Annotated in this window: 24 protein-coding genes and 1 pseudogene; 6 read left to right on the top strand and 19 right to left on the bottom strand. The window is 71.7% G+C overall.

Features of this window, described 5'->3' with window-relative positions:
- Positions 1-42 precede the first annotated feature (42 nt).
- From ACIA77_RS07045 to ACIA77_RS07020, 6 genes and pseudogenes are all read right to left on the bottom strand, one after another.
- Positions 43-324 (bottom strand): hypothetical protein, encoded by a 282-nt coding sequence (locus ACIA77_RS07045; protein WP_395884861.1) that lies wholly within the window; start codon positions 322-324, stop codon positions 43-45.
- Positions 325-384: 60 nt separating this feature from the next.
- Positions 385-996 carry an endonuclease gene (locus ACIA77_RS07040; protein ID WP_395884860.1) on the bottom strand — a complete coding sequence of 204 codons (612 nt, stop codon included), beginning with the start codon at positions 994-996 and terminating at the stop codon, positions 385-387.
- A 10-nt stretch (positions 997-1,006) separates the two neighbouring features.
- Positions 1,007-1,843: pseudogene (locus ACIA77_RS07035) on the bottom strand (cbb3-type cytochrome c oxidase subunit I); the annotation flags it as partial.
- Positions 1,844-2,019: 176 nt separating this feature from the next.
- Positions 2,020-2,685 (bottom strand): GPR1/FUN34/YaaH family transporter, encoded by a 666-nt coding sequence (locus tag ACIA77_RS07030; RefSeq protein ID WP_395884859.1) that lies wholly within the window; start codon positions 2,683-2,685, stop codon positions 2,020-2,022.
- Positions 2,686-2,729: 44 nt separating this feature from the next.
- A complete protein-coding gene (locus tag ACIA77_RS07025) occupies positions 2,730-3,224 on the bottom strand; it encodes a hemerythrin domain-containing protein (protein WP_395884858.1) in 495 nt (164 codons plus the stop codon).
- A 74-nt stretch (positions 3,225-3,298) separates the two neighbouring features.
- Positions 3,299-3,736, bottom strand: coding sequence for a hypothetical protein (locus ACIA77_RS07020; RefSeq protein ID WP_395884857.1), 438 nt, complete (start codon positions 3,734-3,736; stop codon positions 3,299-3,301).
- Between the two features lie 96 nt (positions 3,737-3,832).
- Here ACIA77_RS07020 and ACIA77_RS07015 point away from each other — a divergent pair, with 96 nt between their 5' ends.
- Positions 3,833-5,527, top strand: a complete 1,695-nt coding sequence (locus ACIA77_RS07015; protein WP_395884856.1) for an FAD-dependent oxidoreductase — start codon at positions 3,833-3,835, stop codon at positions 5,525-5,527.
- A gap of 548 nt (positions 5,528-6,075) precedes the next feature.
- Here the strand turns inward: ACIA77_RS07015 and ACIA77_RS07010 are convergent.
- Together ACIA77_RS07010 and ACIA77_RS07005 are read right to left on the bottom strand one after the other, a co-directional pair.
- Positions 6,076-6,435, bottom strand: coding sequence for a VOC family protein (locus tag ACIA77_RS07010; RefSeq protein WP_395884855.1), 360 nt, complete (start codon positions 6,433-6,435; stop codon positions 6,076-6,078).
- Positions 6,436-6,563: 128 nt separating this feature from the next.
- A complete protein-coding gene (locus ACIA77_RS07005) occupies positions 6,564-6,896 on the bottom strand; it encodes a plasmid stabilization protein (protein WP_395884996.1) in 333 nt (110 codons plus the stop codon).
- 261 nt (positions 6,897-7,157) lie between these two features.
- Here ACIA77_RS07005 and ACIA77_RS07000 point away from each other — a divergent pair, with 261 nt between their 5' ends.
- Positions 7,158-7,343 (top strand): hypothetical protein, encoded by a 186-nt coding sequence (locus ACIA77_RS07000; protein WP_395884854.1) that lies wholly within the window; start codon positions 7,158-7,160, stop codon positions 7,341-7,343.
- 16 nt (positions 7,344-7,359) lie between these two features.
- Here ACIA77_RS07000 and ACIA77_RS06995 read toward each other — a convergent pair whose 3' ends face one another.
- On the bottom strand, positions 7,360-7,521 hold the full coding sequence (locus ACIA77_RS06995) for a hypothetical protein (protein WP_395884853.1): 162 nt from the start codon (positions 7,519-7,521) through the stop codon (positions 7,360-7,362).
- Between the two features lie 56 nt (positions 7,522-7,577).
- Positions 7,578-8,045 carry an SRPBCC family protein gene (locus ACIA77_RS06990; RefSeq protein ID WP_395884852.1) on the bottom strand — a complete coding sequence of 156 codons (468 nt, stop codon included), beginning with the start codon at positions 8,043-8,045 and terminating at the stop codon, positions 7,578-7,580.
- Positions 8,046-8,136: 91 nt separating this feature from the next.
- Here ACIA77_RS06990 and ACIA77_RS06985 point away from each other — a divergent pair, with 91 nt between their 5' ends.
- Positions 8,137-8,562 (top strand): RidA family protein, encoded by a 426-nt coding sequence (locus tag ACIA77_RS06985; RefSeq protein ID WP_395884851.1) that lies wholly within the window; start codon positions 8,137-8,139, stop codon positions 8,560-8,562.
- Between the two features lie 168 nt (positions 8,563-8,730).
- Entirely contained in the window at positions 8,731-9,372 is a 642-nt protein-coding gene (locus ACIA77_RS06980) for a dihydrofolate reductase family protein (RefSeq protein ID WP_395884850.1), read from the top strand.
- Between the two features lie 10 nt (positions 9,373-9,382).
- On the opposite strand, the gene ACIA77_RS06975 is transcribed toward ACIA77_RS06980, so the two are convergent.
- A complete protein-coding gene (locus tag ACIA77_RS06975; RefSeq protein ID WP_395884849.1) occupies positions 9,383-10,210 on the bottom strand; it encodes an alpha/beta fold hydrolase in 828 nt (275 codons plus the stop codon).
- Between the two features lie 47 nt (positions 10,211-10,257).
- Positions 10,258-10,590 (bottom strand): ArsR/SmtB family transcription factor, encoded by a 333-nt coding sequence (locus ACIA77_RS06970; RefSeq protein WP_395884848.1) that lies wholly within the window; start codon positions 10,588-10,590, stop codon positions 10,258-10,260.
- Between the two features lie 83 nt (positions 10,591-10,673).
- Here ACIA77_RS06970 and ACIA77_RS06965 point away from each other — a divergent pair, with 83 nt between their 5' ends.
- Entirely contained in the window at positions 10,674-11,432 is a 759-nt protein-coding gene (locus ACIA77_RS06965) for an SDR family NAD(P)-dependent oxidoreductase (protein WP_395884847.1), read from the top strand.
- Positions 11,433-11,438: 6 nt separating this feature from the next.
- Here ACIA77_RS06965 and ACIA77_RS06960 read toward each other — a convergent pair whose 3' ends face one another.
- The 7 genes from ACIA77_RS06960 to ACIA77_RS06930 form a co-directional block, all read right to left on the bottom strand.
- On the bottom strand, positions 11,439-12,326 hold the full coding sequence (locus ACIA77_RS06960) for a trypsin-like serine peptidase (protein ID WP_395884846.1): 888 nt from the start codon (positions 12,324-12,326) through the stop codon (positions 11,439-11,441).
- A gap of 152 nt (positions 12,327-12,478) precedes the next feature.
- Positions 12,479-13,684 carry a serine hydrolase domain-containing protein gene (locus ACIA77_RS06955; RefSeq protein WP_395884845.1) on the bottom strand — a complete coding sequence of 402 codons (1,206 nt, stop codon included), beginning with the start codon at positions 13,682-13,684 and terminating at the stop codon, positions 12,479-12,481.
- Entirely contained in the window at positions 13,635-14,855 is a 1,221-nt protein-coding gene (locus ACIA77_RS06950) for a 2Fe-2S iron-sulfur cluster-binding protein (RefSeq protein WP_395884844.1), read from the bottom strand. Before ACIA77_RS06950 ends, ACIA77_RS06955 begins: the two co-directional genes overlap by 50 nt.
- On the bottom strand, positions 14,852-15,682 hold the full coding sequence (locus tag ACIA77_RS06945) for an FAD binding domain-containing protein (protein ID WP_395884843.1): 831 nt from the start codon (positions 15,680-15,682) through the stop codon (positions 14,852-14,854). The genes ACIA77_RS06950 and ACIA77_RS06945 overlap by 4 nt, the downstream gene beginning before the upstream one ends.
- 3 nt (positions 15,683-15,685) lie before the next feature.
- Entirely contained in the window at positions 15,686-16,465 is a 780-nt protein-coding gene (locus tag ACIA77_RS06940) for an enoyl-CoA hydratase/isomerase family protein (protein WP_395884842.1), read from the bottom strand.
- Complete coding sequence (locus ACIA77_RS06935) at positions 16,465-18,849, bottom strand: xanthine dehydrogenase family protein molybdopterin-binding subunit (protein ID WP_395884841.1); 2,385 nt, start codon at positions 18,847-18,849, stop codon at positions 16,465-16,467. The genes ACIA77_RS06940 and ACIA77_RS06935 overlap by 1 nt, the downstream gene beginning before the upstream one ends.
- On the bottom strand, positions 18,846-20,399 hold the full coding sequence (locus tag ACIA77_RS06930; protein WP_395884840.1) for a class I adenylate-forming enzyme family protein: 1,554 nt from the start codon (positions 20,397-20,399) through the stop codon (positions 18,846-18,848). Before ACIA77_RS06930 ends, ACIA77_RS06935 begins: the two co-directional genes overlap by 4 nt.
- A 79-nt stretch (positions 20,400-20,478) precedes the next feature.
- Here ACIA77_RS06930 and ACIA77_RS06925 point away from each other — a divergent pair, with 79 nt between their 5' ends.
- The gene (locus tag ACIA77_RS06925) at positions 20,479-21,009 is read left to right on the top strand and encodes a PadR family transcriptional regulator (protein ID WP_395884839.1); all 531 of its coding nucleotides are present in this window, start codon (positions 20,479-20,481) and stop codon (positions 21,007-21,009) included.
- Positions 21,010-21,332 lie beyond the last annotated feature (323 nt).

The raw sequence follows: 21,332 nt of genomic DNA, 5'->3' as shown, positions 1-21,332 counted from the left end.
ACGTGGCGAAGTGCCGGGTCCACCCCGGGCCCGGCACTTCACTCATCGGATGTCGTCATCGGACGGCACGTCGGGAGCGCGCAGATTCCATTGCACCGCTTCGGCTGCCGCGTCCGGACGTTCCTCCGCGAGCCGCTCGCCCAGGGGCCGCGGTTCGGCTTGCTCGCGGGGCGTCATGCCGTACTCGTCCACGCCGCTCCAGTGCTCCGGCGGGTCCATGCCCGCTTCGAGCGGGTCGGCCCGCAGTTCGTCCTCGTCGAGATCCGGCGCGGCGCTCAGAGCGGCCGGGTCGGACTCGGCGGCGGGCCGGTCGGGTTCGCTCACCGGGGACCTCCGTTCCTCCGTCGAGGAATTCCCGGTGGCGCACGGCCGAAACTCGCCGGATCAGCGCTTCTTGGTGTGGAAGTTCACCTGCACCAGCGCCGCGGCCAGCCGGGCCACGTCCGAGCCGGGCACGAGAGCGGAGAGTTCGTCCGGATCGGCGGGCAGCCCGGCCTTTTCGGCGCCGGTGAGAGCCCGCTTGTCGAAGTACGGGCGAACCCACGGCCACACCGCCTGGACCTCCTGGCAGAAGATCTGCGCGCCCGTCGGGCCGATGCGCGGGAACTCCGTGAGCAGCTTCTCGAGCTTCTTCACGGTCCCGCCCGCGGCTTCGGCGAGACCGCGCAGGTCGTCGCGGTAGCGCTCGCGCAGGAATTCCGCGCTGTCGACCAGGTAGCGGGCCGTGCTCTCGTCGTAGCGGACGTAGTGGCCGCGGCCCAGCGCGTGCACGCGGTCGAGCCACTCGGAGTCCCGCATGGCCTGCGGCGTCTTCCAGCCGGCCTGCCACAGCTCCTTCGCCGCCGCGACGGCGATGTCCGTGCCGATGCGCGCCGACATCAGCGTGGTCAGCACCAGCAGCTGGTACAGCGGCTGTGGTTTGTCGGCGAGCTTGATGCCGGCCTGGTTCGCGTGCGTGGTGCCGTACTCGGCCAGGACGTCGTCGACCTTGCTCATGCGGTGGCTCCTACTTCGGCACGCCGCGGCGCGCGCGCCGGGCGACGTGCTTGTCTTCGGTGATCCGGTCGATCATCACAGGGTAGTGCAGCTCGAACGCCGGCCGCTCGGACCGGATGCGCGGCAGCTCGTGGAAGTTGTGCCGCGGCGGTGGGCACGCCGTCGCCCATTCGAGCGAGTTCCCGAAGCCCCACGGATCGTCCACCTCGACGACCTCACCGAAGCGGTAGCTCTTCACCACGTTCCAGATGAACGGCAGCATCGACGCGCCGAGCACGAACGACCCGATGGTGGACACCGTGTTGAGCGTGGTGAACACGATCGTGCCGAACAGCACGTAGTGGAAGTGCGCGACGACGAAGTACGTGTCGTGCGCGTGGAAGTCCAGCGCGGGCGCGGCGAGGATGACGTCGGTGAGCCCGCCGAGCAGGAACGTGACCATGAACCCCGTGGACCACAGCATCGACGTCTCGAACGAGAGTGTGCCCTTCCACATCGTGCCGATCCGGTTGAAGAACTTGATCCCGGTCGGCGCGGCGATCAGGAACGTCAGGATCGAGAAGAACGGCAGCAGCACTGCACCGGTCGCGGACAGCGCGAAGAGCGCGGCGGTGAGGATGGGGAACGCAAGCAGGATGAGGATCCCGGTGAAGAAGATGTTCCAGGTGAACAGGGGCAGCCGGAACATCGTCATGCCGGGCGCGCGCAGGCGCAGGATCGTGGTGATCATGTTGACCGCGCCGAGGATCGTGCCCAGCCCGGACACGATCAGCCCCATGATCCACAGGACGCCGCCGACGCCGGGGGAGTGCACCGCGTCCGAGAGCGGCGTGTAGGCGGCCCAGCCCGATCTTCTTGGGATCGGTCGTGCGCACCAGGGCGAGGAAAACCGCGCCGCGAGGGGAGCGGCGCGGGCTGAGTTTGATCGGTTCCGCCCTGGTCCTCACCTCGGTCACGGCCGGCCTCCCGGGTTGGCGCACTGCACCCGCGACGGCTACCCGCCGGGACGCGGCACTACACACCTCACAGCTGGTTCCGGACCCCCGCTTCGTGCGGCAGCCGGGCGGTTTGCCGGGAAAGGTCACCTTCGAGCGCTTGCCGGGCGGTGGACCGGCGAAGGATCGGGAGCGTGGTGCGCTGCCGGACGTCCTCGATGAGAAACGCTGTGCCCGCGTACAGCGCCAGAGCGAAGATCGCGAACGCGACCCATCCGCCCGCCCGCTCGACGACCGCCGGCGCGCCGAACTGGTACGCCGCCGAGAGGGCGGCGCGGAGCGCGGACACGGTGAGCACGATCCCGAGCAGCGCCTTGCCCAGGAACGCGACGGCGATCAGCGGCACGAGCGCGATCGCGAACGCGCCGAGGTAGAACCCCAGTGCGACGCTGGTGTGCTGCTGCGGCGCCACGACGTACACGACACCCAGGCCGAGCCACGACGTCGCGAAGAGCCCGAGGGCGGCCGCCGCGCCGGTGTCGCGGGCGAGGAACGCCATCACGGCGGCGAGGAACTCGAGCGGGAAGACGAAGGCGGCGAGCAAGATGCCGGCCGTGCGCAGCTGGTCGCCGTCCACGAGGCCCAGCCCGATCCCGCCGAGCAGCGCCATGCCGATGCCGAAGCAGAAGAACCCCAGCGGCAACGGGCTCGCGTACGGCCGGACAGCCACCGCTGGGTGCGCTGGTTCGCTCATGCTCCCGGCGTACCCGGTGCCGGCGCGCCGAAACGCGTCCGTCCTCAGTGGACGGAGGTCAGCGCCGCCCGCGCCCGGTCGACGAACCCCGGCCCGGTCCGCAGCAGCGTGGCCGCGGGTGCCCGGTCCGCGATCGCCGGGTGGGGGAGGGAACTAGTGGCCTTGCGGCGGCCCATCACCTCGTCACCGAGGTCGCGCAACCGCGTGGCGCTGTAGCGCGCTTCGAGCCGGGCGAGGCCGGTTTCCCGCAGGTGGCGCCGGACCGCGCGGATCAGCTGCGAGAGCAGCCGCTCGAACCGGGTGTCCTGCGGGCCGAGCCCCTCGAGCCGGCGCATGACGTCGTCGGCTCCGGCGAGCGCCGGGCTGGGGAAGACGTGGGGCTCTTCGGCCACTTCGTGCCGCACCAGCTGGGCGATCAGGTGGTCGGCCAGCTCCCGGCGGTTCTCGGGGCTGCCGGGGCCCAGTTCGAGTTCGGTGCAGATGCGGCTCAGCATGAGGTGGTCCTCGCTCAGTACCGTGGCGAGGTCGGGGGTGTTCATCGAAATGCTCCAAGGGGGTTGCTGCACTTCGGGTACCCGCCGGGCGCGCACTCAACCGTCCCGGGTGGCCCGGGTCACCGCGCGATCTGGTTGATCGCCCGCGCGACGAGGTCCGGTTCTGCCACGGTCACCGTCAGCGCCGGGTGGCACACCAGCCCGAAGGGGTCCAGACCCGGCACCGCGCGGTGGAAGCGGATGCACACGCCGCGGGCCGTCGACGTACCCAGCGTCAGGCCGTGATCGGCGAGGGAGAGGCGGGCGCCGAGGGCGCGGGCCGCGTGGAACGGACCCGCCACCGTCGCGCCGGCGAGATTGGACAGTGCGGTGGTGACGACCCAGGGGCCCAGGCGGACACGCAGGCCCTCGGCGTCGAGCCACAATCCGCTCCCAGGCAGGAGGTGCCGCAGCGCCGGGTGCGCCGCGAAGCGCGCGAACAGCCGATAGTGAACGACGGTGTCCCGGGGTGCATCGTGCTGGGGCGCGTCGAGGACGGTGGCCGGTTCGCGGTCCATGGCTCCTCCTGGCAACGGTGTTGCCCCCGGCTACCCGGCGGGAATCGCTGAAAAACCGCGAGGAGCGGGCAGCTTGAGGGCCATTAGAGTCAGGGCGTGTCCGCCGCCGTGCTCGTCGCCGTCGACGGGGACGCGGATGTGTTGCGCGACGTCGGGCGCGAGTTGCGCGAGCGCTACGGGCGCCACTACCGCGTCCTCACCTTCACGACCCCCGACGACGCGCTGGCGAGCCTGAAGGACCTCGACGACGTCGCGCTCGTCCTGGCCGGACAATGGCTTTCCGGGATGACCGGCGGTGAGTTGCTCAGCCGCATCCGGCGCCTGCACCCGCACGCCAAACGCGGCCTGCTGATCGCCTGGGGCGAGTGGGGCGACCGGGAGACGGGTGAGGCGATCTTCGAGGCGATCGCCCGCGGGCACATCGACCACTACGTGCTCCGGCCGCTCGCCGCGCCCGACGAGGTCTTCCACCAAGCCGTCTCGAACCTCCTGCTCGAGTGGACGGAAGCGCGGCGCACCTCGCCGTACACGATCCACGTCGTCGGGGAGTCGTGGTCGGGCCGCGCCTACGAACTGCGCAAGGTGCTCGGGCGCTGCGCCATCCCGCACGCGTTCTCGCTGGCCGACTCCCACGAGGGCCGCGAGCTCATCGCCGAGGTCGGCGCGGAAGGCGGGCTCCCGATCGTCGTCTTCCCCGACGGCAACGTGCTGCGCAACCCCACCGACGCCGACATCGCCGTGGCGTCGGGCGCGCCGGTCGACCCGGAGCGCATGGAGTTCGACCTCGTCATCGTCGGTGCGGGGCCGGCGGGGCTGTCGGCGGCCATGTACGGCGCGTCGGAGGGGTTCGGCACGCTCGTCGTCGACGAAGGCGGCCTCGGCGGGCAGGCGACCTCCAGTTCGCTCATCCGCAACTACCTCGGCTTCCCGCGCGGCGTCAGCGGCCGCCGGCTGGCTCAGCAGGCCTACGACCAGGCGTGGGTGTTCGGGGCGAAGTTCGTGTTCATGCAGCGGGCGGTCGACCTCGAACGCGACGGTGAGGTCACCCTGACGCTCAGCAACGGCACCCGGGTGCGCTCCCGCGCCGTGCTGCTCGCGACAGGCGCCGCCTACCACCGGCTCGGCGTGCCCGCGCTCGAAGAGCTGAGCGGCGCCGGCGTCCACTACGGCGGCCCGGCCTCGGAGGCTCCGGGGGCGACCGACCGCGAGGTCTTCGTCGTCGGTGGGGGAAACTCGGCCGGGCAAGCCGCGCTGTACCTGGCCCGCTACGCCCGCCGCGTCACCCTGCTGATCCGCGCCGATTCGCTGGGCGCGGGGATGTCGCACTACCTCACGCAGGAGATCGCCGCGACGCCGCGGCTGGACGTGCGCCTGGCCACCGAAATCGTCGGCGGCGGAGGCGACGGGTGGCTCGACCACCTGGTCCTGCGCGACCGCCGGACCGGCGCGGAGGAAACCGTCCCCGCCGACGGGCTCTTCGTGATGATCGGCGCCCTCCCGCACACCGACTGGCTGCCCCCGGAAATCCGCCGCGACGACCGCGGCTTCGTCCTCACCGGCGCCGACCTCGACGGCTGCCCCTGGCCGAGCCCCCGCGCCCGCCTGCCCCTCGAAACGAGCCTGCCGGGCGTCTTCGCCGCCGGCGACGCGCGGCACAACTCGGTGAAGCGCGTGGCGTCCGCTGTCGGTGAGGGCTCGGTTGCGATCCAGGTGCTGCACCGGATGTTCGCCGCCGAGGGCCTGCAGCCGCGCGGGCGCCCCCAGGAACCCGTCGACGTGCTCGGCCGGTGAGTCATCGCCGGGGGAGCACGCAGAACTCGTTGCCCAGCCGCGAGACCCAGCATGTGGCACCTGTGCATTTCCGAGGTCAGAGGCGGTATCGGGGTGCCTATCGGATGCGACGTGTCCGTGGCCGGCAGGCATCGTCAAGTCCGGACAAGCGGAGTTCGAGTTCGGTCAGCGACTGCGCGGGTGCGGAGTCCGGCGCGGACAACGCGCGGGTCCTGCACCGGGGTTGGCCTGTTCGGTGTCGGCGACAAGTCCATCGCCGGATGCGCTGTGGCTCGGCATCTCGATGCATCCCGATCACCAATCGAGGTGGAGCGAAACCTCGTTCAGCCCTCGTGCGTGCCCGTGGCGGCTACGCCTGATAGTTCTTGGCGTCCATGAGGCAAAACCTGGCGGTCGAGCCCCTCAGCTCAGTACTAGGGCTGAACGCTGCGTGCGGGGCAGCGTTCAGCCAGGCTGGAATTGCGCAACGAACCGCTGACCGGCGTTGAACATCCAGGTTGGGGAGTTCTCGGAAGCGTGGTGGTAGCGGTGCGCTCTCGGCCGGTGAGTCACCGCCGGGGGAGGACGCAGAACTCGTTGCCCTGCGGATCGGCCAGTACGATCCACGGGTCGTCGTCCGGGTCGGCGAGGACTTTTGCGCCCAGGGTCACCAGGCGTTCGACCTCGTCGCGCTGGTCGAGGGTGCGCGGGGCGAGGTCCAGGTGCAGGCGGTTCTTGACCGTCTTGTCCTCGGGCACCGGCTGGAACAGCAGCGACGGGCCGTCCGGTGCCGTCAGCTCGACGTACGTGACGCCGTGGGCGTCGGTCCACCGGTGGGTCTTCGGGTAGTCCAGGGCTTCGCGCCAGAATTCCGCGAGCGCTTCCGCGTTCCGGCAATCCACGGCGATGGCGATGAGCCGGCTGGTCACGAACCTTCCCCTCAGGCGGTGGCCGGGCGTCGAGCCCAGGCGATCATCGGGGGCAAACCGGATGGGTGAAGCGCAACGACGGTGTCCACATCGGACACGATGAGCCCGCCGGCGGGACGAGGCGGGGGTCAGCGCCCCAGCGCGGTGGCCAGTTCCTTCTTCGTCATGCTGGAGCGGCCCTTGATGTTGCGCTGTTTGGCCTCGTTGTAGAGCTGGTCCTTCGTGGGCCCGCCCGGGCCGAGGCGCTTGCCCCCGCGTTCGCCGCCGCGTTGCTGGGGGCTCTTGTCGCGCAGGGAGGTCTTGCTGGCGGAGCGGGATTCGCCCGAACGGGCGCGGTTCTTGTTCACCGTCCGCGCGGCGATCTCCTCGGCGCGTGCTTCGCTCGCGCCCTGGTCCTGCTGCGACGACTTGATGTGCTCGTACTGACGTTCTCGCTTGCTGTTCCAGCTCTGCTGCGGCACGGCTCCTCCTCGTTCGTGCGCGAGTCGCGCGTGAGTGCTGTGCTGCGGATACCCGGCCGGCCGCCGGCCAAACCGGAGGTCAGCCGGAGCCGGACTGCGGGTCGCTGTCGTCGTGGGGGTCGTGCCCTGTTCGCCGCGCAGCGTCTCGCGCTGGACCTCTTGCGTGTCGCCGTAGGGGTCGTCTCGTTCGGGCGTTTCCGGTTCGGTCATCGGCAGCTCCTTCCGGCTTTCGGCGCCCGGCCGGGCGGGTACCCGGCGGGCGTGGCAGGACGACCGGCCAGCGCCATCTCGCTGTTCACCGCGATCGGGACCGGGCTGTGCCTGGTCGTCGGGCTGATCGCGCTCATCCGCCACTGGGCTCCCGGCTACCTGGCGATCTGGTGCGCCGCCCTCGCGGTGGGCGTGGCGGTGAACCTGTGGGCGGCCAAGGGCTCCGGCGGTGAGTGACCCGGCGGTGACTGGCTCAGTGCCCCTCGGCCGCGTCTTCCCGTGACTCGTCCGCAGTGGTGTCCCCCATCGGGTTCGGCCGCGACGCGCGCTCCTCCTGGGCGGCGTCCTTGGCGTCCCGGATCGCGTGGCGCACCTCGTCGAGCTGCTCTTCCAGGCGCTTCTCGTCGGCAGGCATCGTGAGCTCCCTTCCTGCCCCGGGGTTACCACTGCGCACGGTGCGTGAAACCGCGGTCAGCTCTGGGGCGGCGGCGGGACGTCCCCGCGCCACGTGCCGGTCTCGCGGCCGTCGCGGTGCTCGATGAACGTCTTGAACCGCTGCATGTCACCCTGCACCCGGCGGTCGAGGACGCCGAGCTTGTCGGCCGCGTTCTCCGCGAAGCCCTCGGGATCCAGGTCCAGCTGGGCGGTGATGCGCGTGGTCTCGTCGTCGAGGCGGTGGAACGTGATCACGCCCGCGTGGGTCGGCCCGGAGTCGGACGCCCACGCGATGCGCTCGTCCGGGTGCTGCTCGGTGATCGTCGCGTCGAATTCGCGCGTCACGCCGCCGATCGCGACCGTCCAGTGCGTGTGGGTGGCGTCGATCTGCCGGATCTCCTCCACGTCCGCCATGAACCGCGGGAACGACTCGAACTGCGTCCACTGGTTGTAGGCGGCGGAAACCGGGACTCGCACATCGACGTGCTCGGTGATCGTGCTCATGGTCGGCGTCCTTTCGTCGGTCGGCTCGGTTCCCTCGCGGCTTACCCGGACGAGCCGCCGCGAAACCGGCGGACCTGAGATCATGGCCGGCATGTCTACGCGCCGTTGGAACCCCGCAGAAGTCGCGCCGCCCCTCGGGCGCTACAGCCACCTGGCCGAAGTGCCGCCGGGACACCGGCTCGTGTTCGTCGCCGGGCAGCTCGGGATCCGCCCGGACGGCGAACTCGCGGGCGCCGACGCGGAAACCCAGGCGCGGCAGATCTTCGTGAACGTCGAAGCCGTGCTGGCCGCGGCCGGCGCCGGGCCCGGGCACCTCGTGAAGCTGCAGACGTTCGTGGCCGGTACCGACCACCTCGCGGGCTACCGGGCGGCGCAGGCCGATGCGTTCGCCCGGTGGTTCCCGGACGGCGACTTCCCGGCACAGTCACTGCTCGTCGTCGCCGCGCTCGCCGGGCCGGATTACGCGGCCGAGGTGGAGGCCGTCGCGGCGGTGCCGGGCCAGGACCCGCCGGGGTGACTCGCCGGATTTCAACCGCAGTGTCGGTTATCGTGGGTGGGCAGTGTCCGTGCGGCGCCCCGGTCTCCCGGCGTGAGCGGGGCACTGCGGTGCGCTTCGAGCTCGGCCCGTGGCGGTGGCTCCGCCGGCGCACCTTCGCCGAGACAACCACCTCACCGGGAGCACCGCATGGGCCTCATCCACCTCGAACTGTTCGCGACCCTCGACCTCGTCGGGCAAGCGCCCGGCGGCCCGGAGGAGGACCCGGTGGGGTTCCCGTTCGGCGGCTGGCAAGCACCCCTGGTGGACGAGGTCATCGGGAAGCAGATCGGCTCCGCGTACGAGGGCACGGACGCCCTCCTGCTCGGCCGGCGGACGTATGACCTCTTCGCGGCCCACTGGCCGCACCAGGAGGGCGGCCAGGACAACGAAATCGCCGTGCTTTTCAACCGCGTGCCGAAATACGTGGCTTCCCGCGGCAACCCCGAGCTCACGTGGGCCGGGTCCGCGCAACTCGGTCCGGACCTGCCCGCCGCGGTGCGCGAGATCCGGGACCGGCACGAGCACGTGCGGGTCGTCGGGAGCCTGAACCTGGTGCAGACCCTGCTGCGCGAGAAGCTCTTCGACCGGCTCGACCTCTGGCTGCACCCGATCGTGCTCGGAGTCGGGAAGAAGGTGTTCGACGGCGGCGAGGTACCCACGAACGTCACGCTCCTCGAACCGCCCGCGGCCGGCCCGAAGGGCACCGTGTTCCTGCGCTACGGGCTCGCGCCCGGCACGCCCGTGACGGGCGACATGAGCGCACCCGGCCGCGGCACCGAAGGCGGCTGACGCCGCACCGCTAGGCGGGCAGGAACTCCCGCAGGACTTCGGCCAGGCGTTCGGGCTGGTCCTCGGGCACGAGTGTCCACGAGTCGGTGATCTCGACGAGCCGGCCCTGCGGGAACAGCTCCGCGAGGCGCCGGCCGTGGGCGCGCGGCATCATCCGGTCCTCCGGTGCCCAGACGACCAGCACCGGGCGGTCGAAGTCGCCGAGCCGGGCCGTCCACCGCAGCAGCACCTCGCGCTCGGGCGTGGAGACGGCGAACTTCGCGAGGTCGCGGCGGATCTTGCCGTCGCGGGTGGCGGGGGCGAACCAGCTGTCGAGCACCTCGTCGGGGATGCCGTGTTTGCTCAGCCCGCCGTAGGCCTTTTCGTGGTGGCGGAAGAACTTCGTGCCCAGCAGGCGCATCAGCAGCCACACGCCGCCCGGCACCTTCGCCAGCTGCACCAACGGCCGCGCCGGAGGCGGCGGGAAGTTGTCGAACGCCTCGCACGCCACCAGCACCAGCCGCCCGACGCGCTCGGCGCGGCCCTCGGACAGCAGGAACTGCGGCCCGCCCCAATCGTTCAAGACCAGCGTGACGTCTTCCAGTCCCAGCCGTTCGAGCAGCTCGCCGACGAGCAGTGCCTGCCCGCGCTGCGACAGGTCGGCGTCCTCGCGCATCGGCCGCCGGTGCGCGCCCAGCGGCAGCGTCGGCAGCACGCAGCGGTAGTCCGCCAGCAGTGGCACGACCTTCCGCCACTGCGTCTCGTTCATCGGGAACCCGTGGGTGAACACGACCACGGGCCCGTCGCCGCCGGTGTCGGCGTAGTCGATCGGCCCCGCTGACAACTCGATCGTCGGCATGACACCTCCCACTAGAGCGATCGCTCTAGTGAGGCTAGGCGCCGGGGTCAGGCTTGTCGAGTCGCGCCGTGCTCGGCCTCGGCGGCGCTCAGCACGGCGTCGAGGAGACCGGGGAACCGCTGGTCCAGTTCGGCGCGGCGGAGGGTGACGAAGCAGCGCGTGCCGTCTTCGCGGGTGTCGGTGACCCCGGCGCCGCGGAGTGTTTTGAGGTGGTGGCTGAGCGTCGACTTCGCCACGGGGGCACGCAGCTCGCCCCACTTGCGCTCGGCCCCGTCCGCCAGCTGCCGGACCAGGCCCAGGCGCACGGGGTCGCTCAACGCGGTGAGCACCTCGGCCAGCGTCATGTCGCCGGCGGACGGCGGGGGAGTCGGGTGCCTCATCCCGTCATTCTACGGGTGTCGAACGACTGGTCTGGCCCTGTGCTACGTTCGACATTCGTCGATCATCGAATGAAGGAGCACACGTGAACCCGAGCGACCTGACCGGAAGCGTCGTGATCGTCACCGGTGCCGGGTCCGGCATCGGCCGCGCCACGGCGGAGGCGTTTGCCCAAGCGGGTGCGCGGGTCCTCGGCGTCGGGCGGCGCGCCGAAGCCCTCGCCGCGACCGCCGCGCTGCACCCCGCGATCGAGGCGCACGCCGCGGACGTGGCCGAGCCGGGTGCCGCCGAGTCCGTTGTGGACACGGCCGTCGGCCGGTGGGGCCGGCTCGACGTGCTGGTCAACAACGCGGGGATCTTCACCGGCATGTCCTTGGCGGACACGACTTCTGCCGCGGTCAGCCGGCTGTTCGCCGTCAACGTCGCGGCCCCGAGCCTGCTGGCGAGCGCTGCGCTGGAGCACCTCGGGCAGGCCCGCGGCGCGATCGTCAACGTGTCCAGCACCTACGGCCACCGTCCGCTGCCCGGAGCCGCGCACTACGGCGCGTCGAAAGCGGCGCTCGAGGCCCTCACCCGCAGCTGGGCGCTCGAACTGGCCCCGGACCGCGTCCGGGTCAACGCCGTCGCGCCAGGCCCGACCGAGAGTGAGGCATTGACGTCGGCCGGGCTGTCCGCTCAGGACGTCGAGCGGGTCAAAGCCGAAGAAGCCGTGCGCATCCCGCTCGGCCGCCGCGGCCGGCCCGCCGACATCGCCGCCTGGATCGTGCGCCTGGCCGACCCGCACGCGGAGTGGCTCACGGGCCAGGTCCTCGCCGTCGACGGCGGATTGGCGCTGGCCGGCTGAGCGCGGTCAGCTCGCCGACGCCTGCCGGTACACCGCTTCCGCGACGGGCCCCAGCACCGGGCCGCCCATCGTGTTCGGCTGGGACGGGTCGAGGCTGCTGTTCACCGAGACGACGGTGCCCGAGCCGGTGGCCGCGTCGAAATCGGCGAGCCACGGTCCGCCGCTCGAGCCGCCGCTCATGTCGCACGGTACGAGCTGCTGCGGGTCGCCGGGGGTGCTGCCGTGCTGGTCGGCCGTGGTGGTGCCCGTGCAGGACAGCAGTTCCTCGCCGAGTTGCGGGTGCGTGTCGGGGTAGCCGAACGTCGTGATGCGCGGCCCGGGCTGCCGGTCGAACGCCACCGGCTGGGCGCCCGCCACGTCGTTCACGTGCCGGCCGCCGACGGGGTCCACCACGAGGGCGGCCACGTCGTGGTGCGAGTCGGTCGTGAGGTCCTTCGGAGTCAGCACCGCGCGTACCGGGAACACGCCGAACGGGCGGTTCCCCTTGTCGTACCCGGGCACGAACACCATGGTCAGGTACGACAGGTCGGGCGCGCCGGGCTTCCAGACGCAGTGGCCCGCCGTGAGCACGACGTCGTGGTTCCCACTGCGGACCGACGTCGCGGTGCAGAAGCTGTCCAGGCCGTTGTCGCCGTGCACGAAGAAGAGCCGGCCGATGGTGCCCAGCGGTTTTCCGCGCCACGGCTGGGAAATCGGCCCGGTCGGTCCGAGGTCGTTGTCCTGGCCCACCTGCTTCATCCGCTGCGGCGTCCAGTACCGCACGGCGTCGGTGCGCTCCTGCGGGGTGAAGTTCACGACCGCGACGCTGTCGTCGGCCGAGGCCACCGCGGGCGCGAGGCCCGCCGAAACCAGGCTCACGGCCACGATCGCCAGTGCTGTCCGGGTCCTGCGCAAGGTCGTTCTCCTTCGTGCCGGAGTGGATCACTCAGGAGACGCCCCGCGGCGGACCGGGGTTGCGCGGCAAGATCACCTCGACCGGGTGATCGGGGCCCGCCAACGCGGACCCGGCCGGGTGGTCGCGGCACCCGGCCAGGATCGCGCCGTGGTCAGAGCGTGGCGTACAGCGCCCGTTCGAAGTCTTCGTACAGCTTCATGAACGGCGGCGGCACGAACGGCAGCGACTGGCTGTAGATCGCGCCCGTCACGCCCGTCTCGCGGTCGACCCAGAAGAACGAGTTGCACAGCCCGGCCCACGTCCCGCTGCCCGCGGCGCGCATGCCCGTGGCCCGCTCACCGTTGAGCAGCAGCCCGAGGCCCCACCGGTAGCCCGGTCCGGCGGCGAAGTCGTGCGTCGACGCCGGGTCGGCGGTGGTGATGTGCTCCGGGAACTTCAGGTCGCCGATCTGGTTGGTGAAGGCGGCGTCCACAGTGGACTTCTCGAGCACCTTCGCGCCGTCGAGCGTGCCGCCGCCCAGCAGCATGCGCTGGAACTTGAGGTAGTCGCGAGGCGTCGAGTACAGGCCGTGGCCGCCGGCCCAGTACTCGGGCACCTCGGGGATGTTGATGTCGGTCGCGAGCCACGCGCCGTCCTCGCCGCGGACGTGGATCGGCGCGAGGTTGGCGCGCTGCGCCGCGGTGGGGGCGAACGACGTCTCGGTCATCCCCAGCGGCCCGGTGATGTGCTCCGCGAAGTACTTGTCCAGAGTGGTGCCCGAGACGGCTTCGACCACCCGGCCGAGCCAGTCGGTGTTGGTGCCGTATTCGACGGTGGTGCCGGGGTCGGCGATCATCGGCGCGGTGAACACGACGTTCTGGCCCGACAGCACGTTCGGGGTGCCGGTGGCGGCCTCCCACTTGACGATGTCGGAGTTCCAGAACCAGTAGCTCAGGCCCGACGTGTGCGTCATCAGCTGCCGGATCGTCGCCTGCGAGGCCGGCTCCCGCAGCTGCGGCGTGTCGCCGTCGAACCCGGTCAGCACCCGGACGTCGGCGAACTCGGGGCGGTAGCGCTCGACGGGGGCGTCGAGCTCGATCTTGCCCTCGTCGGCCAGGCGCAGGGCGGCGGCGGTCGTGACCATCTTGGTCATCGACATGATGCGGAAGTGGGTGTCGGCCGACGCGGGGTCGCTGCTGCCGGCGGCGCGCGGGCCGGCCGCGCCTTCGTAGACGACCCGTTGCCGTCGGCCGCGATGGCGACGACGTTGGGCACGTCGCCGTTGTCCACGGCGTCGCTCAGGATCTTGTCGATCGAGGCGGTTGAACTCATCGTTGAGTCCCTTTCGGGGGTTGGTTTCGTGGGCTGTGCTCGGCACGGCGCAAGCGCCGGCCCCATTCTCGCGCTTTCGCGGCGAGAGTGGCTCCGAGGAGGGCCAGCGCGCCGGGCGGTTCGGCGGCCGCCGTGCGCACTCCGGACACCGCGGTCTCCTCCACGGCCGCGGCGAACTGCTCGAACATGCGCCGGCTGACGTCGCCGGCCAGTGCCCGGCCGAACTGCGCGATGCGGCCGGTCAGGTACACCTGCGCGGTGGCGCGCAGGCGGGTGCCGGCCGGGGTTTCCTCGGCCAGCAACAGGATGTCGGCCTGGGTGCGCCCGCCGCCGGCGTCTTCGCCCTGGCCGATCACGCGCAGCCGGTGCGCCGCGGCGTCGCGTTCGGTCACCTGCGCGAGCCCGGCGAACGACAGCCGGATCGGCCCGACGGCCACGCGGGCGCGGCCGCGGTAGCGGTCGTCGCCGAGGTGTTCGGTGATCTCCGCCCCGGGCAGGCACGCGGCGACGACGTCGAGGTCGTCGAGCACCCGCCACGTCTTCTCCAGCGACGCCGCGAGGTCCTGCGTGACCTCGACGGTGAACGTCGGATCCCCTTGCGGCAGCTCGATCTCGCGCACGCCGACGGGTTCGGGCGCGGTCTTCGCGCCCGGTTTGGCGGCGGTGTGCCCCATCAGCACGTGCTGTCCGCAGTTGCGCGGCGCCGGGATCCCGTCGCGGTGCGCGTTCGCGACCTCGGAGACCGCCGAGAGGATGTTGCGGTACCCGGTGCAGCGGCACAGCACACCTGACAGCTCGACCGGCAGGTCCTCCTCGGCCACGTCCGGCTTGCTCGCCAGCAGGTCGTAGGAGGACAGCAGGAACCCGGGTGTGCAGAAGCCGCACTGCAGCGCGTGGTGCGCGCCGAACGCCTCCTGCAGCGGGTGCAGGTTGTCCGGGCGGCCGAGCCCTTCGACGGTCACGATCTCCGCGCCGTCGAGCTGGCAGGCGAACAGCAGGCACGCGCGCGCCGCCGAGCCGTCGACCAGGACCGTGCACATGCCGCACACGCCGTGCTCGCAGCCGAGGTGCGTGCCGGTGAGGCCGAGGTGGTCGCGCAGCGCGTCGGCGAGCGTGACGCGCGCGGGCAGCGACAGCGTCACTTCGGTGCCGTTGACGGTCATCGTCACGTCGAGCGGTTCGCCGGCCTCCGCGCGGACGGGCCGGGGCAGGGTCATGCGGGTCCTCCTTCCGCGGCGCGCCGGGCCCGGGCGACTTCGCGCACGGCCAGCGCGGCCACGAGCCGCCGGCGGTACTCGCGCGAGCCGTGCGGGTCGCCGGCGGTGTCGACGAGGTCGCGGGCCAGCGCCGCCAGTGCTTCGTCGTCGAGACCGGTGACGTCGCGCGTCACCGGCCGGTCGGACACGCCGAACGCGGTGAGCACGGTTTCGCCGCCCGCCCGGGCCCGCGTGGCCACCCCGGCGAGCGCGAAGTCGCCGTGGCGGCGGGCGATCTCGGCGAACCCGAAGCCCTCGCCCGGCTGTGCGAGGGGGAAGCGCACCGCCGCGAGCACGTCCTCGGGCCCGATCGCGGTGGCCATGGCGCCGAGGAAGAACTCGGCGGCGGTGACCGTGCGCCGGCCCCGCCGCCCCGCGATCTCCAGCTCCGCGTTCAGGCAGCAGGCGAGGGCGGGCAGCTCGGCGGCGGGGTCGGCGTGCGCGATGCTGCCGCACACCGTGCCGCGGCTGCGCAGCTCGCGGTGCCCGATCCACGGCAGAGCCAGCCGCAGCAGGGGCACGGCCGCGGCGAGCGGGTGCTGCTCCAGCGTCCGCTGGCGCACGAGCGCGCCGATCACCAGCGCGTCGCCCTCGCGACGCACGTAGTCCAATTCGGACAGTGCCGAGATGTCGACCACAGTGGACGGGCGCGCCAGGCGCATCGCGAGGATCGGCACCAGCGACTGCCCGCCGGCGAGCACCTTCCCCTCGCCCCGGCTGCGCACGAGTTCGGCGACCGCGTCGTCGAGGGTCGCGGGCCGCACGTAGGCGAACGGGGCTGCTTTCACGGCTCAGCGTCCCTGGAACTTCGCGGCCCGCTTCTCGGTGAACGCGGCGACGCCCTCGGCGAAGTCGTGGCTCGCGCGCAGCATCGCGTACGCCTTGCGCTCCAGCTCGATACCGGTGTACAGCGGGCCGTCGACCCCCTTGTCGAGCACCTCCTTCGCGGTGCGCGCGGCCATCGGCGAGTAACCGAGCAGGGTTGCGACGACCTTGTCGGTCTCCGTGTAGAGGGCTTCGCGGTCGTCGGCGAGCTTGGCCACCAGCCCCCAGCCGAGCGCCTGCTCGCCGGTGATCCGCTCGGCCGTGAGGATGTGGAACTTCGCGCGCGACAGGCCGATCAGCCGCGCGAGCCGCTGGGTGCCGCCGCTGCCGGGGATCATGCCGAGTTTCATCTCCGGCAACGCGAAGCGGCTGCGCGGGGTCGCCAGGCGGATGTCGGTCGAGAGCACGAGTTCGAGGCCGACGCCGAAGCAGTAGCCGTCGATCGCGGCGACCACGATCTTCTTGCTGCGCGAGGGCGCGGTGACGTTGTGGCCCAGGTCGGTGAAGTCGACCGGCTCGACCTCCATGAACCCGGGGATGTCACCGCCCGAGGAGAAGTGCTCACCGTCGGACTTGAGCACGACGACCCGCACCTCGTCGTCGGCGTCGAGCTCGGTGAACAGGTCCGCCATGCGCTGGCGCATCTCCCACGTGATGATCGTGAAGCGGCCGTGGGACAGGGTCAGCTCCGCGACCTGCCCGTCGTGCGTGCGGTCCAGCCGGATCTCGCCTCCGGTGAGCGCCATCAGGCCTTCCTCTCCAGTAGTTCGTGCACGACGGTGCCGTGCAGGGGCAGGGACGTGACCTCGACGCCGAGCGCGTCGGTCACCGCGTTGGCGATGGCCACCGGCAGGCTCATGCTGGAGCCCTCACCGCAGCCCTTCGCGCCGAGTGCGGTGAACGGGGACGGCGTCTCGAGGTGGTCGCTGACCAGCGGGTAGCTCGCTTCCGCGCTGGTGGGGCACAGGTAGTCCATGAACGTCGCCGACGTCGGCTGGCCGGACTCGGCGTAGCGCAGCTCCTCGTAGAGCGCGCCGCCGAGCGCGTGGGCGAGGGCCCCGTGGACCTGGCCTTCGAGCAGCTTCGGGTGCAGGATCGTGCCGGCGTCGTGCACGGTGGACACCAGCTCGACCTCGACCGCGAGGCTCACCGGGTCGATGCGCACCGCCACCAGCTCGGCGACGAACCCGTAGCACAGGCTGGAGTTGATCTGGTCCCCTGTGGACGGTGCCTTGGCCTGCGGCGGGTTGAACGCCGCTTCTTCATACAGCCGCGCGGAAACCCCCTCCGGCAGCGAGCCCGGGTCCCAGTGCACCAGCCCGGCGGCGTGCCGGAACGCCACTCGCCGGCTCGGATCGTCGCGCCGGCACACGAATCCGTCGGTCAGCTCCAGCCCGCCGGGATCCGTGTCGAGCAGGACCCCGGCCGCGGTCCGGATCGTCTCGGCGATCTTGTCCGCCGCGACGACCAGCGCGCTGGTGAGCAGGGGCGCGAACCGCGAGGAGTAGCTGCCGGAGGTGATGGTCCACGGCGTGGTCGCGGTGTCCATTTCGACGATCGGCCGGACGGCTTCGACCGGCAGCCCGAGCCGCTGCGCCACGACCTGGCGCGCGACGGTCGCGTGCCCCTGGCCCTGCGGCACCGTCCCCAGCAGCACCGACACCACGCCCTGCGGGTCGACGCTGATCCGCACGTGCTCGGTGCTGCCCGACTTGCCGCGTCCGGCCGCCCGTTGTTCGGGCGGCGTCGCGAGTCCGACGTAGCCGATGTTGGTGGCCGACGGGTCGACGATCGTCGCGAGCCCGATGCCGAAGTACTCGCCGGCTTCGCGTGCCTGCCGCTGCCGTTCGCGCAGCTTCTCGTAGTCGGCGTTGCGCAGCGCCAGCTCGAACGCGCGGGGGTAGTCGCCCGAGTCGTACACACCCCCGCTGGGCGTGTGGTACGGGAACGCACCGGCCTGGATCAGGTTGCGGCGCCGGATGTCCGCGGGGTCCAGCTCGAGCTCGTGCGCGACGCGGTCCATGATCCTTTCGAGCCCGAAGTACAGCTGCTGCCCGCCGAACCCGCGGTTGAGGCCGGTGGGCGTCTTGTTCGTGACGACCGCACGGGCGCGGATCTGCACCGCCTCGATTCCGTACGCGCCGGTGATGTTGCCGAAGCAGCGGTAGAGCGTGCTCGGCTCGGGCGGGCGCAGGTAGGCGCCGACGTTGTCGATCAAGTCCGCGCGCAGCGCCTCGACCTTGCCGTCCGCGTCGACGGCGGCCTCGAACCGCATCCGCCGGTCCGACCCGGCCGAGCTGGACAGCAGGTGCTCGACACGGTCCTCGGTCCAGCGCACGGGCCGGCCGCAGTGCTTGCTGGCCAGCGCCATCAGCGCGACGTAGGGGTAGATCCCGGACTTGATGCCGAAGCTGCCGCCGATGTCCGCGGGCACGCGCAGCCGCACCCGCGACGTCGGCAGGCCCAGTCCCGCCGCGAGCACCGGCACCATCGAGAACGGACCGTGGAAGTTGGCCCACGCCGTGACGGCCGGGCCGTCGGCGTCCTCCTGCCACTCCGCGATCACGGAGTAGCACTCCATCGGCGCCGAGGTGTAGCGCGGGAAGCTGTACTCGCCGGTCACCACGTGGGCGGCGGTCGCGAACAGTTCGTCCACCGGGCCGAACGTGAACGTGCGGTCCGTGGCGACGTTGCTGCCGACTTCGTCGTGCAGCACGGGCGCGTCGCCGTCGATCGCCTTCACGGTGTCGACGACGGGCGGCAGCGGCTCGTAGTCCACCTCGACCAGTTCCGCCGCGTCCTCGGCCGTGTACCGGTCGGCCGCGACGACGACGGCCACGGGCTCGCCGACGAACCGCACCTTGTCGGTGCCGACGGGGTAGTAGCGGATGGGCGTCTTGAGCGAGAGCGGGAACGGCTTGAGCGCCGCGAGCACCTCGTCCGGGCCGAGCGCAACGGCGACGCCGGGGCGCGCGCGGGCGCGCGAGAGGTCCACCGAACGGATGCGGGCGTGCGGGTGCGGGCTGCGCACCACGGCCGCGACGAGCGCGCCGCGCATCGGGTCGAGGTCGTCGAGGAACCGGCCCTTGCCGCACAGCAGCGGGACGTCTTCGACGCGGACGGCCGTCATGCGCGCTCCTTCCCGGGCACGAGCCGCGCGAGCTCCCGGTAGTGGCCCGCGGTCAGCTCGCGGCGCAGGATCTTGCCGACGGCCGACTTCGGGATCCCGGCGACGGCGAGGTAGCGTTTCGGGCGCTTCAGCGACGGCAGCCCGGACTGCTCACGCGCGTAGGTCTCCACCTGGGCCAGGGTTTCCTCGGGCCGGCGCCCGTCGGCCGGCACGACGAACGCGGTGACGGCGCTGCCCCAGCGGTCGTCCGGGAGCCCCGCGACCACGATCTCGGCCACGGCCGGGCACCGCACCAGCGCGTCCTCGATGTCCTCCGGGTAGATGTTCTCGCCGCCGGAGTTGATCATGTCGTCGACGCGGCCCGCGACCCACAGGTCGCCGTCCTCGTCCTCGGTGGCGAGGTCACCGGTGAAGTACCAGCCGCCGCGCAGCGCTTTCGCGTCGGCGTCGGGCCGGTGCCAATACCCCTGGAACGCCTCCGGGCTGTCCAGGGAAACGGCGACCTGCCCGGGTTCTCCCGGTGCCACGAGGTCCTCGGGCGTCGCGCCCTCGGCCGGGCTGACCAGCCGGACGCGGGAGAAGACCCCGGCGCGGCCGGCACAGCCCGGTTTGCGGCGCACGTCGGGGCCGATCGTGAAGGTGTAGATCTCCGTGCTGCCGAAGTGGTTCACGAACACCTCGGGGTGCAGTTCGGCGTCGAGGCGTTCGGCCAGCGCCGGGGTCATCGACGCGCCCGCGTAGGCCAGGCGCCGCACCGACTTCGCGTCGGCCAGCCGTCCTGTGTGGACGAGCGACCAGTACGCGGTGGGCACCAGGTAGAGCGCGCTGATCGCCTCCTCGGTGATCAGCTCCAGCGACTCCTCGGCGTCGAACCTCTCCTGCGGCACCCACGTGCCCGCCGCGACGATGCTGGCGAGCAGCGCGCGCATGCCCATCGTGTGGAACATCGGCATCACGCCGAGCGTGACCTCGCCCGTGCGGTGCTGCGTCTGGATCAGGTGCGCGACCGCGGCCGCGTGCTCGGCGGAGTGCCGGCGCGGCACGCCCTTCGGCCGGCCCGTGGTGCCGGACGTGTAGAGCATGACGCTCGTGTCGCCCTCGGCCGGCTGGTGCTTCGGCGCGGGGGTGTCGAGCAGCCGCGCCAGCGGGGTCACCTGCCCGGGCGCGTCGAGCGGCTCGCCGGCGTGCGCGCGGGCGGGCAGTTCGTCGAGCCAGGCCACGGTCTGCTCGGTCGAGGTGTCCGTGACGAGAAGGGCGGGGGAGCAGTCACGCAGGCAGTAGGCGACGTCGCCGGCGTCGAACCGCGTGGACAGCGGCACCGAGATCGCGCCCGTCTTCTGCACGGCGAGGTGGAGGCTCGCGAGCGGCTCGCCACCGGCGAGGAGCAGGGCGACGTGGTCGCCGGGCCGCACCCCGAGGCGGGTGAGCGCGCCCGCCAGCCGGTCGGTTCGCTCGTCCCACTCCGCATACGTCATCGGGTGCCGGCCGCCGACCGCCCGGCGCTGCGGGTAGCGCTCGGCCGTCCAGCGGAAGGACCTCACCAAGTCCATCGGCGCACTCCTGGGTCGGATGGTCCGAATCGCATCGTCTGTTTCGGACTATGGGCGAAATTACGGTAGGGTCGGGGGCATGTCAAGCGGACGGTTGAGCACGACTTCGTACGTCGTGCTGGGGACGATCGGACTGCGTGGGCCATCCACGCCGTACGACCTGAAGCGCGCCGTCGGGCACTCGGTGGGGTACTTCTGGTCTTTCCCGCACGCGCAGCTGTACTCGGAACCGGAGCGGCTCGAGCGCATGGGCCTGCTCTCGGTCGAGACGGAGCAGACGGGGCGGCGCCGCAAGGTCTACAGCATCACCGACGAGGGCCGCGAAGCCGTGCGCTCCTGGCTCGCCGCGCCGACGCACGAGCACTTCGAGATGCGCGACATCGCGGAGATGAAGCTGTTCTTCCACGAACTCGGCGAGCCCGGCAACATCGCCAACCTCGCGCGCGAGCAGATCAAGCAGAACGAAGAACGCATCGCGGTGTACGAGGACATGCAGCGCCGCTTCGGCGCGGAGCCGAAGTACGCGCGCCGCATGATCCCGCTGCGCCTGGGACTCGAGATGGAGCAGGCGGCGCTGCGGTTCTGGCGGCAGATCGCGGAAGAGTACTAGCCCGGGGGTGTCCCTCCGGTGAGTCATTGTTGGCGTGAAGCCAAATCCGTGGCCGCCGCGCGGGCATTCTACTGTGGACACACATCGTCGCGGCCGTCCTCGGCGCCGGCGGCAGGAAGAGCCGCCTGAAAAATCCGTGTTTCGGCGCGGTTATTCGTCTGTTTCGTGCCCCGGCGGCGAAAATCGCCGTGGCACAGCGAATGCCGCCGCGCCGGGTGGCGTGGTCGCACCAGCATCTAATCCGGGCGCCTTACGGCCTGCAGCGCCGGTTCACCGGCTGTTCTCCGGGATGGACAACGCTGGCCGACACAACCGGGCGAGGT

This window comes from Amycolatopsis sp. NPDC051903, assembly GCF_044452505.1.
In the GTDB taxonomy this organism is placed as follows: Bacteria; Actinomycetota; Actinomycetes; order Mycobacteriales; family Pseudonocardiaceae; genus Amycolatopsis.
Note: the sequence above shows the minus strand (reverse complement) of the source record. Positions and strands in the feature narration are given on the sequence as shown.

Bases quoted from the DNA above. Each gene is read 5' to 3' on its own strand.
- ACIA77_RS06980 (WP_395884850.1), top strand. From the start codon at position 8,731: ATGGGCCTCATCCACCTCGAACTGTTCGCGACCCTCGACCTCGTCGGG.
- ACIA77_RS06940 (WP_395884842.1), bottom strand. From the start codon at position 16,465: ATGGCGCTCACCGGAGGCGAGATCCGGCTGGACCGCACGCACGACGGG.
- ACIA77_RS06950 (WP_395884844.1), bottom strand. From the start codon at position 14,855: ATGACCCTGCCCCGGCCCGTCCGCGCGGAGGCCGGCGAACCGCTCGAC.
- ACIA77_RS07030 (WP_395884859.1), bottom strand. From the start codon at position 2,685: ATGAGCGAACCAGCGCACCCAGCGGTGGCTGTCCGGCCGTACGCGAGC.
- ACIA77_RS06970 (WP_395884848.1), bottom strand. From the start codon at position 10,590: ATGAGGCACCCGACTCCCCCGCCGTCCGCCGGCGACATGACGCTGGCC.
- ACIA77_RS06995 (WP_395884853.1), bottom strand. From the start codon at position 7,521: ATGCCTGCCGACGAGAAGCGCCTGGAAGAGCAGCTCGACGAGGTGCGC.
- ACIA77_RS06930 (WP_395884840.1), bottom strand. From the start codon at position 20,399: ATGGACTTGGTGAGGTCCTTCCGCTGGACGGCCGAGCGCTACCCGCAG.
- ACIA77_RS07040 (WP_395884860.1), bottom strand. From the start codon at position 996: ATGAGCAAGGTCGACGACGTCCTGGCCGAGTACGGCACCACGCACGCG.
- ACIA77_RS07025 (WP_395884858.1), bottom strand. From the start codon at position 3,224: ATGAACACCCCCGACCTCGCCACGGTACTGAGCGAGGACCACCTCATG.
- ACIA77_RS07020 (WP_395884857.1), bottom strand. From the start codon at position 3,736: ATGGACCGCGAACCGGCCACCGTCCTCGACGCGCCCCAGCACGATGCA.
- ACIA77_RS06985 (WP_395884851.1), top strand. From the start codon at position 8,137: ATGTCTACGCGCCGTTGGAACCCCGCAGAAGTCGCGCCGCCCCTCGGG.
- ACIA77_RS06925 (WP_395884839.1), top strand. From the start codon at position 20,479: ATGTCAAGCGGACGGTTGAGCACGACTTCGTACGTCGTGCTGGGGACG.
- ACIA77_RS06935 (WP_395884841.1), bottom strand. From the start codon at position 18,849: ATGACGGCCGTCCGCGTCGAAGACGTCCCGCTGCTGTGCGGCAAGGGC.
- ACIA77_RS06990 (WP_395884852.1), bottom strand. From the start codon at position 8,045: ATGAGCACGATCACCGAGCACGTCGATGTGCGAGTCCCGGTTTCCGCC.
- ACIA77_RS06975 (WP_395884849.1), bottom strand. From the start codon at position 10,210: ATGCCGACGATCGAGTTGTCAGCGGGGCCGATCGACTACGCCGACACC.